The sequence below is a fragment of the Rhizobium sp. Root482 genome (assembly GCF_001426565.1).
GTDB lineage: Bacteria > Pseudomonadota > Alphaproteobacteria > Rhizobiales > Rhizobiaceae > Pararhizobium.
In genome coordinates this window covers 88,376-101,944 of the sequence record NZ_LMFA01000001.1, presented here as the reverse complement: position 1 = coordinate 101,944, position 13,569 = coordinate 88,376, and the positions used below count along the sequence as shown (strand labels likewise).

The window sequence follows — 13,569 nt, the reverse complement described above, 5'->3', positions numbered from 1 at the left end:
CGGCCGCCTGCGCGGCCGGAGCACGATCCTTCGAGATCAGGAGACCCCGTTGAAGTCGTTGGTCGTGAGGTTGTGGCGTCCCATGATCGTCAGTTCGAACTCGGCCTCGGCATCACCATCGACATTGCCGCGGACCAGAGTAACCTCTTCGCCGTCGCGAACGTCATGGCTGACGGCCACCTGGCCTGCTGCCGTCAGCGCCGACCCGGCGTTGAGGGTGAACGGCTGCGTGCCCGCCGTGGTCGTCTTGGCATCCATGGCCGAGAAGTCGATCTTGTCGCCTGGCGCGAAACTGTAGATCGTATCTCCATCGGCTGCCGCTGCAGACTGGAAGCGATAGGTGTCGTTGCCCAGTCCGCCGTCCATGATATTAACCGCACTGCTTGCGGTGATCACATCATGGCCAGAGCCACCGATGAAGTTCTCGAACCCGTAGAATACATCCGGTCCAGCACTGCCGGTTATCTGGCCACGACCCATGAAGCCGTTGCCGAGATCGACTTTGAGGTTACCGGTGACGACGGAGTAGTCGAGCGTGTCACTGCCCTCGTCGCCCCAGTATTGATCGCTGCCATCGTTGTCGGTGGCCAGTATCGTGTCGTTGCCCGCGCCACCCCAGGCCTTGTCGAGGTTGGCACCGGCTTCGATGACGTCATCTCCGCCGTCGCCATAGATCATGTCGCGGCCGCCATTGCCGAACAGCATGTCCCCATCCGCACCGCCATGGAGTTCGTCGCGTCCGAAACCGCCATTCATCGTGTCGGCACCCTGCCCGCCGGTCATGAGGTCGTCGCCATCCTCGCCGCGCAGGATGTCATCGCCATCCTCGCCTGCCAGCATGTCCCCGCCAGCTCCACCCATTAGAGTATCGTTGGCTGCAGCGCCTACCAGGACATCTGCTGCGGCAGTGCCAATGAGCATCCGTGGTGCAGTCGGCGACCCGTTGTCGCTGCCACCCGGTATGCTGTGGTCGTCATCATCGTCATCGGAATCGTCGTGATCATCATCGTCGTCGTCGCCATTGCCGACTGGTGGCGTGTCGTCGTCGTCGTCGTCCTCATCCCCATCGTCGTCATCTCCGGCGGGAGGCGTGTCGTCATCATCATTGTCTTCGTCATCATCGTCTCCGCTACCGACTGGCGGCATATCGTCATCATCTTCATCCTCCGGCGTCGAATTATCACCGGACGTGAACTGAGGCATGCTCCCGCTCACTGTGAAGCTGATCGAATGTGCGTCGCCGACAAGATTTACCTGACCGGTCTGCTCATCAATCGTCACCTCGTAGTCGGCGAGCGTGGTGCCGTCCGGCAGTTCGATGACATCCTGTGGGCGCAGCGTTCCGATAATGACGTCGTTGCCACCGCCGGTCTTGAAGAGGATGCGGTGCGCCGAAAGCAGCGACGAGATGTCCACCGTGTCGTCACCGGACCCGCCGATGACCGTGATCGTGTTGGGGCGCAGGCTGGTCAGGCTGAAATCGCCGAACATCTGTACCGTATCGTCCCCACCGGCACCGTCGTCGATGTTGAGGATGATCTCCTCGATGTCGGTCATCGCAGCGATCACCGTTTCCACACCTCCGACCTGGCGGGTAACCACGATTTCGGCTTCGAAATCGCCCCCGACATCGCCGTCCTCGTAGGCGATCCGGGCGATTGCCTCCTCGACCGTGTAGATACGATAGATTTCGTTCTGGCCGTTTCCGTTGACAATGAACGTATCGCCGCCGGCGCCTTCGAAGCCGCCGTTGATCGCGTCGCTTCCGTCGCCGACATTCCAGATAAAGGTGTCGTTGTCGGTCGCGCCTGTGGTGGCGTTGTCGCCCTCGGGAAGGTCGCTGCCGAAGAGGAAGTCATCGCCGGCGCCGCCGATGATGATATCGTCCCCTTCGCCGCCCCTGATCTCGTCATTGCCACCGAGGCCGAAGATGATCTGCCCGACTGCTCCGGGGGTGGTGATGGTCTCGTCCCCGGAGGTCCCGGTGTTGATCGTGTAGCTCCGGTCGGCGAACTGGATGCGTTCGACGCCGACCAGGGTGTCGATGCCGGCCCCGCCACCGGAGACGGTGACATTACCGCTGCCGTTGATGCCCAGGGCGTAGGCAGCCACAGACAGGTCATAGATCGCGGTATCGGTCCCGCCAGCACCGTTGATCGTGTCGTTGCCGGAGCCGCCGGTGATCTCGTTGTTGCCGGCGTTGCCGGTCAGCGTACGATTGCCGCCGCTCGTAGCAACGAGGTTTTCGACGTTGGCCGCCAGCGTGTAGCTCGAGGTGGCTGTCAGGATGACCGTGTCTGAGCCGGAAGAGGTGCCGGCCCCTTCAACAACCTGGTCGATATTCGCCCCTGAGGTGCCATCGACGTAGTAGGTGTCGTCGCCGTCACCGCCCGTCATCGCATCCCCGCCCGATGTAGCTGCAGATACTTCGAAATTGTCGATGTAGAAGTTGTCTCCGGTGTCCCAGTTGTTCCCGTCTCCTGAAGTGAGGAACCGGATGGCTGAGCTTGCGCCGATCTGGTTGGCGGTCAACGTGGCGGTAAAAGTGCCGTTCCCGTTGTTCGTGGTGCTGCCGAGGATCCCGCCGAAGGAACCGGCAACAAGTGTCTCCCAAGCACCGGTATTCACGTTGCGAGCCTGGACAGTGACGCTTTGGCCTGCTCCGAGACTGTCATCTTCGAAGTCGAAGGATACGGTTGCGGTCGTGAACCCAGCCAGGTCAAGGCTTCGCTGGATGCTTTCACCGCCATCGATAGTCGAAGCGAATTGAAGCCGCCGGGAGTTGTTGTTGCCCGCGACCAGAATGTCGCCGCCGCTTGCTCCATTCGAATCGTTCGTCTCAGACCAGGCTCCCTCGAAAACAAGTGATCCGTCATTGCCCGAGTAGGACGCCGAATTGCCATTGAAGTTGTCCTCGAAGGTGCCCGAGGCTCCGTTGCTGGTTCCGCCGTCTAGAATGTCGTTTCCAGAACCGCCGTTCAAAGTGTCGCTGCCAGCACCGCCCTTGAGGACATCGTTGCCGTCGCCGCCGTTCAGGACGTCATTGCCATTGAAGCCGAGGACCAGGTCGTTGCCGGTGTTGGCGGTGGAGTTCAGACCAGTGTTATCGGCGTTCGTGCCGGCGACGATCTTGTAGCTGACGCCGCCGATCTCGGCGAACTCGATGCTCGTCAAGCTGTCGGTCCCTCCGCCGCTGCGGGTGACGGTTGTCAGCGTATCAGCGCCGTTTCGCCCGAACGTGTTTTCCAAATGCGTTCCGGAAAGCACGACCGTGTCATCTCCGGCACCGCCGTTAAGGGTGTTGCTGCCGGCGTTGCCCGTCAGCTTGTTGTTGAGGGCGTTGCCGGTGGCGAACGTATTGCCGTTGCCGGTGAGGACGATGTTCTCAAGTTCCTGGCCGGCCAATCCGGTCGCGGTCAAATCGATCGATACCGCCCCCTCGACGGTATCGCTGCCACCGCCGACTGCTTCGAACACCTGGTCACGTTGGACCGCCGTGCCCGTCACGTCGTCGATGACATAGGTGTCGTCGCCTGCACCGCCTGTCATCACGTCGGTTCCCGCGCCGCCATCAATGCGGTTGTTTTCCGCATTGCCGGTCAGGGTGTCGGCCTGGCTGCTGCCGATCACGTTCTCGATGCTGACGAAGAGGTCCTTGCCTGCATTGGTCTGCGCCGCTGCAGCGACGGTGGTCGCGGTCTGGGCAAGGCTGACGTTTACCGCGACGGTGGAACCCGCATAGCTCGCAGTGTCGTTGCCGTTTCCGCCGTCGATGCGATCGTCGCCGGTGCCTCCGTCGATGACGTCATCGCCGGCCTCCCCGTAAAGAGTGTCGTTCCCGGTTCCGCCGCTGATGCTGTCGTTGCCAAAGCCGCCTCGGATCATGTCCGCGCCAGCAGTGCCGCCGCTAAGCACGTTAGCGAGGTTGTCACCCCGGATCGTGTCGTTGCCCGAGCCGCCGGTGACGTTCTCGACGTTGCGGATGTAGCTGAAACCGGTGGCCGCACCGGTGAGCAGATCGACTTCGACTGGTGTTGTCGTCGCCGCATAGCTCAGTGTGTCGGTGCCATTGCCAAGGTCCAGATCAACGTGTTCGACATTGGCCATGTCGGCATCGTCGTTCGTCGAAAATTCGACGCGGGTGATGCTTGTCCCGTTATAAGTGACGTTGATCGAATCAGGCGTGTTGCCATCGTCTCCGAGCACACGCACGGTATCGGTGTCGGCGCCGCCGTCGATATTGTCGTCGTCGTCGCCGTTGCGATAGGTGATCGTATCGTCACCTGCGCCGCCATTGACATTGTCGTCCTCACCCTGGCCGTCGAGCGTGTCATGGCCGTCTCCGCCATTCAGCGTATCGTTGTCGTCGCCACCATTCAAAACGTCATTGCCAAGGAGACCGTTTAGCACATCATTGCCATCATTGCCGTTGATCGTGTCGCCGCCAATGCTGCCGTTCAGTGGGTTGTTGCTGCCACCGCTGCCGTTAATCAGTTCGCCGACTACCTCGGTCACCGCCGAATAAACGGTATGTTCATTGGCCAGATCGTCCGTATAGATGACTTGGGCACGGATATAGCGTCCGCCGAAATCATTGCTGCCGCTTCCCCCGCTGGGAACGGTCCAGTTCAGTTCGGTCGCCCCGGCGACATTGGCCCATGGGCCGGACGGCGAGTTGGACCACTGCCACTGGTAGGCGATCAGGCCTTCCTCGAAGGCATCGGTGATACCGTCAGCGTCGTTGAAGGCCACCGTCATGGTGAGGGTCTGGCCCTCTGTCGGCGACATGTCGCTGATCAGCAGCGGCCCTACCGGCTCGTCATTGATGCCGACAACCACGTCGGTTGAAAGCGACATGACCGTCTCGGTGACGCCGCCCTGATCGACATAGGTGCCGATGACGCGGATGCGCAGGCCGGTATGCTCATCACCAGGCGTGAACGTCGTACCGAACGATCCTGGAATGTTGATATAGTCGCCGGTGCCATCGTTTCGCTCGATCTGCCAGCGATAGTTGAGGTAGCCGACATTGCCGCTGCCTGCGACACCCGGATTGTTGGCGTCGTAAACGCCCGCTGCCGACACAGTGAGCGTTTCACCTTCCTTGGCGGGCAGGCCATTGATGACCAGGCGGCCGACCGGTTCGTAATTGCCGGACTGCTGCAGCACCACGGTCTGGTCGGAGAACTGGATGCGTTCAATGCCGACAAGGGTGTCGACCCCTTCATCGATCTGGGGATCGACCTCCTCCATTTCACGGCGCGCGACGCGGACCTTGCCGTCCTCGAACTCGGTGATCTCATACCAGTCCCTGTTGCCCGCGAAGATGGCTGTATCGACATTGTCGCTAGTGTCCTCGTCGTATTTGATCTCACGCACGATGTGCATCTGGTTCGGCACGATCGTCCGCTCCAGCATCAGTGTGTAGAGCGACTTGCCGGCCCAGGCCGGAGGGATCGGTTGCCCACCACTATCGAGTTCGCCAGCGGCAAAAACGTGTTTCAGCGTATCGACCGTCGCGATCTCATTCGCGTCGGTGTTATCCTGACCGGCTCCGGTGATGCGAATGCGCACGTTCAGCCAGGCGTCGCCGTGGATGAAGTCGTCGCCGCCGCGGCCCTCGAAGGTGTCGTTGCCATCGCCGCCGATGAGAACATTGCCTGATTTGAAGGCGACAGCCTTCTCGAGATCGACATCCGGGTCGGTGGGACGGGGTGAAAGCAGTCCGCCCAGCAGTTCCTCAAGGCCGTCGATGCGATCAACGCCGGCCCAGCTGAGCTCGTGGTTGGTCATGTCGAGTTCTGTCTCGATCTCCTCCATGCTGCCACGGTCGTCGCCGCGCAACACGTCGTTGTGCTTCCACCCCGACAGAGCCTCAGTCTGGTCGAAGCGGTCGCGCAGAATGTCATCAGCGACGGTCGTGAAGATCGGGATGCGCATGTCCGAATCGGCGTTAATGCGATTACCCTTGTGGATCGCCCAGTCGAAGCCGAACATGCCTTCATTGCGCATGACGCTTTCGCCCTGAACCATGATGTCGTCGCCGGACTCGGCGTCGAAGTCGTTCTCGTTCTCGCCGGCGAACATTACGTCATGACCGAGGATGGTCGAGTTGAAGAACAGCTCGGAATTGTCGCCGTTGAGCACGTCGAAGCCATCGCCGCCCTCCATCCAGTCGCTGCCCTCGTTGCCGAGCAGGAAGTCGTGATCGGCGCCGCCAAGGATAAAATCGTCACCTTCGCCGGCGAAGACCTCGGTGGCGTCCACGCCGAGGAAGAATACGTCCTTGCCATCGCCGCCCATCAGAATGTCGAGGCCGTTGGAATTGGCGATTACGTCGTCGCCATCTTCGCCCTTGATGAAGTCACCGGTGTCGCCGGAGTCGGTGATGATGTCATTGCCAGCGCCACCAATGATCAGGTCGACGCCCGCGCCGCCCTCGATCCGGTCATTGCCGCCGCCGCCCCAGATCGCATCGTCTCCATAATCGGAGATGATCGTATCGGCGCCTTCGGAGCCGGCTATGACGACATGCTCGCCACCAATGAAGCGGAGGTAGTTTGCATCCGGCCCATCAGTCAGCAGGTTGTCACGCTGGACCTTCGTCATGCCGATGGCATTGAGGTGCTCGTCGTCATGCTCCGGGTCTACCTCGATCTGCTTGGCAAGATCGACATTGAGCACGTAGTCGTGCCTGGCGAAGGAATCCACGCCGGTTCGATATGGGCTCTCTATGTCATCTTCAGTCCCGCGAATACCGTCGGGCCCGGGAGCGACCATATCGGAATTGACCGCGATCATCTTCGAGAAAGCGTTGTTTTCGAGTTCATTGAGAAGGTTAAGGCCCTGGGTGCGGGTCAGGTAGTAGAAGCGATCCTGATCCTGCAGCATCTCCATCTGCGCCTCGAATACGGCGTTGAAGGTCGAGCCGAGCATGCCACCGAATGGCATCTTCTTCTCGGCCAGGCCGCCGATCCACAGATCAATGTCGTTGAGACCGCTGCTCTGACCGGTCCAAGCGCCGGTGCTGTTCAGGAACCCAACGCGGTCGGAGTAGAGGACGCCGTTAATCGTCACATCACCTGCAACGCCCCCGTCGCCAAGCACGAGCAGCGTGGCCGCCTCCCTCTTTTGTTCAAGAGTTGCGTCTTCGAGCAGAAGAAGCGCCGGATGCTTGCCGTATGCGGCGATAAAGTTAATGACGGAGGCGGGATTCTTGAGGTTGGCCGCGAATTCGGACCAGCTCTCATAGGGTTTCACGAAGGTCGAGGTGGTCGCAGCGTAAAGCTGCTCGCGCGCCTGGTTCAGCGTCGGCATGCCGGTATCTCGGCCGCGGGCGATATTAATTGCGGCCAGGTCAAGCGGCAGACCGAGCAGGTTGGTGCGCAACGCATCAACGATGAACTCGTCGATTTCGTTACCACGCACCAATGACATGCCACGGAAGATGGCGCCTGCCGCCTGGTCGTGGGTGATCGTGCCGCCCTGGTCAAACGCGACCGGATTGAGGAAGGCGTCGATCAGGCCGATATCCTGTGACCATTCCCCCAGATCGCCGACCGCGGAGCTGGCAACGCCATTCTCGTCGTAGACGATCGGATTTCCGGCCGCATCAAGGAACAAGCGCGATATTTCTTCGGTCAGCATGGAGTGGCCGAAGCGGTAAACCACATGGGCGAACTCGGCGAAGATCGCCGGATCGATGTCGGTCTGCGTATTGAAGACGAAGACATCGATCAGTGGCTGGACCTTGCGGCCGAATTCCTCGAAGACGAGGTGCTGGTACTGCATTTCCGTGGCAAAGCGCGCCGTCTGGAACATGCGTTCGCCGTCCCAGTTCAGCGTCTTTGCATAGTCCGCCAGAGCCACGCCCTCAGAGGGAATGGCGTCCACCTGCGCCTGCGTCAGGTCGGTCAGCAGCCATTCGTTGATGAAGGCAAGGTCTTGCGATTTCAGGATTTCCAGCTGCGTCACCGCCACCTGGCGATTGTGCTCGGAATGGAAGACGTGATGAACGGCGGTGAGGCCGATATTTTCGTTGCCGCGTCCGTCGCCAGTGATGAAATGGGCGTCCAGAAGTTCGTTGTCGTATTCGGTATTGCGGCCCGTCAGCGGGTTGAACTGGACGGCATTGCCGGCAGGATCGGTGCCGGGGACGTTGGTGCCGTCCGTGATCAGGAGGCCTGTCGTGTCGAGCACCGGCACAGCATTGTGGGCGATGTCGTCGAGGAACGAGTGCGAGGTGCGGACCGGTTCCGCGCCGCCGTCTCCTGGGTTCAGCTTGACGGGATCGGTAGGCGTGCCGCTCGTGGTGATGTCGTCCTCGGTGTTGGGGATTCCGTCGTACCCGACGTTGAGGATCACCTGGGCGAAGCCGTTCTCGGCCGGAATGAACCGGCCGTAGAGATCGGTGCGCACCAGCGGGATGTTGAACACATCCCGGTCAGTAAGTTCGATGCCAAGCATTTCCTTTGCCTGGTCCTTGACGTCCTTCCAGGTCGGTAGCCCGCCATTGGCGCCGTCGAGCAAATTGCCGGTCGCGACCGGAATGCCATTCGCATCAAGGCGGTATTCGCGCAGGAATACCTGATGGGAGGGATGCGAGGTGTAGGTCTGGTTCTGGTCGATGAACGGAGTCGTGGTGTTGATGGCCTGGCGGACGTCGTCGGCGCCCTCGTTCACTCCGGCGGTGGCCGGATCGTCTCCCATGACGCCGTCGGCGCCGGGACCCACGTCAAATTGCGTGGCGCGCGTCAACACCATGAAGTTGGTGAAGCCGCCCGGTACATAGAGCGGGTCGTCCGGATCCAGTGGCACATAGATGGTGCCGTCGCCGCCCTTCGAGATCAGGTCCAGTCCATGGTCGAAGAACTGGCCGAAAAAGGTCATCCAGCCGTTGAACGGTGCAGACAGACCCTCATCGGGCGCAACGTTGGGAATGGTCAGGGATGTGCCGTCAGCCTCGAACTCGATGCCGAGGTCGGTGGCGACATGGTTCAGAACGTTCTGCGCACCGGTAATTGTAACCGTCGGCGTAGCCGGGTCTCCGTCATGATCGACGTTGGGAAGGGAATAGGCATCGGCCTGAGCGGTTGCCTCCACCGCTGCTGTCTGCGCGAGCGCCAGAGTTCCACCGGGAGCAATGATTCCCATCCGCATACCGAGGAGCATGGCGGCATTGGCCGGCGGCGGAACGGTCGAGGCAGCCGCCAAGAGATCGTCGGCCGTTTTTTGCCAGCTGTCCGCCCTTGCGTGAGCCACCTTGGCAGCATGGAGCAGCGAGAACGGCTCCGTTACGGACGCCATTTTCGCGTTCAAATCGCCTTCATGGCCGGCATGCCGGAGCGCAGCAATCAGCGCCGCCGGATTGTTGGGGCTCTGGTCAACGATCAGGTTCGAGATGGTACGGGGGTCAGCATCGACGACGCTGCCGCCCGTTCCAGTTGTTTCACCGCCACTATTGTAGTTTCCGTCGGTGAGGGTTGGAGCCGGCTGCGTCGGTCCGTCAGGATCGAAAGTGTCGTCGTCGGTTTCGTTTCGCCAATGCGGGTCGAACATGCGGGGCATGGTCTGGTCGGCGGCGCCCCAAAGCTCCCGGCCGGGGATGATATTGTTGTAACTTCCATCGACGGTGCGCAGGCCGTAAGGCAGGTGCGGCTGGCTGATCGCCAACATGCCCTCGGTGCCATAGACGCCGTTTTCATCGACGCGGATTTCGTTCAACGGGATGCCGCTGGCATGTGCCTCGGCAATCTTGATTTGCTTTAGGATGAACTCGAGGTCGTGTACGTTCAGCTTGACAGCCATGTCTTCCTCCCGTGGAAGTGCGCTAAAGGGTTACGAGGCCCTTTTCAGGGTCGAAATTCCGCACCGGAGTGATGGCGAACAATACGGTTCAATCGACCGCCGTCCTTCCGGGACTTATCTTTCACGTTATCCGTCCCAGGGCCCTTGCGGATCTACGTAAGGTCGGGCGAATATTGCTATCAAAGGTCCAGCCCTCACCAGACCAAGGTCGGGTGTTTCAGTGAAAGGCAAGGCATGCGCTGGCACGACAGAATATCGCTCTCCACCCAGTTCCTGATTGCGTCGGTGCTCGTTCTTTGCCTCTCGATGACGGTGCTCGGCACGTGGGTCAGTCACCAAGTCAAGGAAAGCGTGTTGGCGACGTCTGGAGCAGATGACGCCGCATTTATCCGCGCCATGGTGGAGCGATACGTTCAGCGCATCGATTCCGAAGGGAGCCTGCATCCAGACGATGTTGAAGCCCTGGACAGCCTGTTTTCCGATCGGGTTCTTGGGGAGAGAATTGTTTCGGCGAAGCTTTGGCTCACCGACGGCAGCATCAACGCCAAGATAATCTATAGCAGCAAGGCCAAACACACAGTCGGCCACGTACACGTCTCAACCGATGTGCAGAAGGCATGGAGGGGTGATCTGGTCACCGAATTCAAGGACCTGGTCAGCCGCGAAAGCCAGTACGAACAAACCCTCGATTTGCCTCTCGTCGAAGTGTACGCTCCTTTATTTCGCGCCGGAACCGCCCAGGTCATTGCCGTAGGGGAGATTTATCAGAATGCTTCCGTCCTTGCTGAGCGCCTGCGCGAAGGTGTCCTCCTAACCTGGATCGTCGTCTGTCTGACCACTGTTTTGATGATCGTCGTGCTCTACGTCATCGTTCGCAGAGCAAGCTGGCTCCTACAGGAACAACAGTCCGCCCTCAGTACAAAAGTGCAGGAGGCGGAGGAAATGGCTAAGCAGAATCATGTCTTGCGGCTTGCAGCCGATCGCAGCCGACTGGAGGCGAATGAGGCGAATGAGGAGCTACTGGGGCGCATCGGCATGGATCTTCATGACGGGCCCATCCAGTTTCTCACGCTGATCCGCCTAAGACTGGACGAGATCACGCAGAATCTTCTCGACGGTGGAAAACATGCGGGCAGTGCGCAGGACGAATTTCGCGAGCTTGGGGATAAGCTGTCTTCGATCATCGATGAACTGAGAGATCTCTCTGTGGGTCTTGTGCTTCCCGAACTCGGAGCCTTGTCTCTTTTCGAGACAATGAAACTGGCAGTTGTGCGGCATGAGCACCTGACCGGCACCCAGGTCCATTTTGAATATGAAAAAATCCCGAAAAACGTGCCCGATCCGTTGAAAACCTGCGTTTACCGGGTTGTCCAGGAATCCTTGTCGAATTCTTTCAAGCACGCCGGCGGCCACGGGCAGCGCGTCACAGCGTACTCTGCTGGAGGTGTGCTCAAGCTGGAGATCTGCGACGATGGAAGTCCCGCAAAATCGGGCAGGAGTTCAAAAGAGGGCACGCGGCTAGGTCAGCGCGGTATCCGCAACCGCGTCGCCGCCTTCAATGGCACGATGTCGATCGAACCCCATGCTTTGCATGGAACACGGGTCAAAATTACGATCCCTTGGCGGTCTCAGCGCAGCGAGAAAACGACGCCTCATCAATAATCAATTGAGCCAGCCGCCGTCCTGAGCAGCGGTCGACGCGCTACTCTCCCCGTCAACGAGACAACGGGCAGCCATCGCAACGCCCACCCGGTTCTTAACGTTCAACTTCTGCATTATGATCGTCATATAATACTTTACAGTCTTTTCTGTAATATTGAGCTGCAGCCCGATCTCCTTGTTGGTCCTTCCTTCGAGGACCAGCCGCATTATCTGGGACTCGCGGTTGCTTAATCTGAGATCCTCGCCTGACTTGGACTGCTTCATCGCGGTAATCAGCTTTGTCGCGAAACCTTGGGTGATATAGGTTCCGCCATGGACGACAGTGTCGATAGCTTCAGCAAGGCTCGCTAGCGGCCCACCCTTCAGCACATACCCACTCGCGCCCGCCTCCAGCGCTTTAACCGCGTGATTAACATTTGCAGAGGCAGTGAATGCGATTATCTTGATGCTTGGGCTTGCGGTCCTGATATCGAGGATGCAAACGAATACGTCGCCATCCATGTTTAGATCCAGAACCATTACCTCAGGCTTGAGATCGCGAGCAATATGGACGGCATCCTCGCAGCACGACCCCGTGCCCACGACAACAAAGCCCGTCCGACGGCTAAAAATAGATTGCACGCCTTCCAACAAAAACGGGTGGTCATCAACAAATGCTACAGAAACCATATTACGCACCCCTCCCCTGTTGCGTAGTATTAACATATGCTTACTTAGCAACATCCGCAATGGGGTTTTTTACCAGTGGTTAACTTAGCGGCTAGATTCCAGATTCTGTTTACTAAACGCGTCGTGCCCGCGAGGATGAGGTACTGCAAGACAGCATCCGTATGTTGCGACGGCCGCGCTTGACCTCCATGCCGACCGGTCCCATCGGCAACCTCACACCGAGGAGCGACGGTGGTGTCCCACCTCCAACTCATCGTACCGGGGGGGCCAGTTCAGCGAAAAGCGATGATGAAACGCATTGCGGCATCGTGCCCAGCGTAACGCAGCGCCGCGAACGAGATGGTGAAATTCGTCTGTTTTCGTAGTGTTCACGGCCCTCGATATCGTAGACTGTATGAACTGCGGACTTGAACGTTTTTTCATCAGTTCGCGGATCGTTTGCCTCTAGTGTAAGATGTTGGCAAAGACATCCGGACAGCGCCTATCCGCAGCACGTTGCACGCAACGTTAGTCGGTCGCTTATCGCTGCTCTCACTTGATCCTGAGTGGTGAAAGCCACTGGTTCGACTTTGTACAAATCGTGTGTGATTTCGGGCATTGACTATTGCCATCAAGAACCTGTCCCAATGCATATATTCGCGACCTCGACGAATGCTGGTTTATTAACCGGTTTGACACGCACACGATCGTTCAGCGTACCGGCGAAAACAAGCCCGCCCCCTCAGGTGGTTAACCATTATTTAACAGCACACTGTGAAATCTGACAGATTGATTGATCCGACAAAATGCGTACGTCTCGGACCGAGAAATGACGTCAGCTAAAGGACAGAGAACATGTATTCCAATGAAGATCGTCCGCAAGATCCGCTCGTGTCGCTGACTGCTAATATCGTGGCCGCATATGTTCAAAAGCATGTCGTGCCAACAGCTGGCCTCGGAGATTTGATCTCAGGCGTGTACAACGCACTTCGGGACACAAAGCAACCCGGTCCTGTTCCTGCTCAAGAGCCCATCAGTGAAAAACAGAAACCCGCTGTTCCCGTCCGAAAGTCAATCACTGACGAATTTATCATCTGCCTCGAGGACGGGCAGCCGTATAGATCGTTAAAACGCCACCTTGGGGCGAAATACGGCATGTCTCCTGATCAATATCGAGCAAAATGGGGATTGCCAGATGACTATCCAATGGTGTCTCCAGCCTACGCGAAAAAGCGGTCAGATTTGGCCCGCAGTCTTGGTCTTGGGCTGAAGAGATCGAGTTAGATGCCGGTCTGATATTGCAACCGCCGATCTTACCTGTCTTTGAGAATGAATGGGCAATGTGCCGATAGGACGCGGCAGGTTTCCAGGCTTTTGTTGCCTCGGACAAGCCGGCCACCGCTTCCTGCATGGCTTTTCACCAGCAGCAACGAACTCCTATTGGAGACGTTC

General features: G+C 58.9%; 4 protein-coding genes. 2 read left to right on the top strand and 2 right to left on the bottom strand.

Annotation, left to right across the window (positions count from 1 at the left end; translation table 11 throughout):
* Nucleotides 1–36 precede the first annotated feature (36 nt).
* Nucleotides 37–9,807, bottom strand: a complete 9,771-nt coding sequence (locus tag ASD31_RS25690) for a peroxidase family protein (protein ID WP_056328049.1) — start codon at nucleotides 9,805–9,807, stop codon at nucleotides 37–39.
* Nucleotides 9,808–10,041: 234 nt separating this feature from the next.
* On the opposite strand from ASD31_RS25690, the gene ASD31_RS00355 reads away from it, so the two are divergent.
* Nucleotides 10,042–11,469 carry a sensor histidine kinase gene (locus ASD31_RS00355; RefSeq protein ID WP_056328047.1) on the top strand — a complete coding sequence of 476 codons (1,428 nt, stop codon included), beginning with the start codon at nucleotides 10,042–10,044 and terminating at the stop codon, nucleotides 11,467–11,469.
* Here ASD31_RS00355 and ASD31_RS00350 read toward each other — a convergent pair whose 3' ends face one another.
* Nucleotides 11,470–12,138 carry a LuxR C-terminal-related transcriptional regulator gene (locus tag ASD31_RS00350; protein ID WP_056328045.1) on the bottom strand — a complete coding sequence of 223 codons (669 nt, stop codon included), beginning with the start codon at nucleotides 12,136–12,138 and terminating at the stop codon, nucleotides 11,470–11,472.
* Nucleotides 12,139–12,972: 834 nt separating this feature from the next.
* On the opposite strand from ASD31_RS00350, the gene ASD31_RS25080 reads away from it, so the two are divergent.
* Nucleotides 12,973–13,401, top strand: coding sequence for a MucR family transcriptional regulator (locus ASD31_RS25080; protein ID WP_082520347.1), 429 nt, complete (start codon nucleotides 12,973–12,975; stop codon nucleotides 13,399–13,401).
* Nucleotides 13,402–13,569 lie beyond the last annotated feature (168 nt).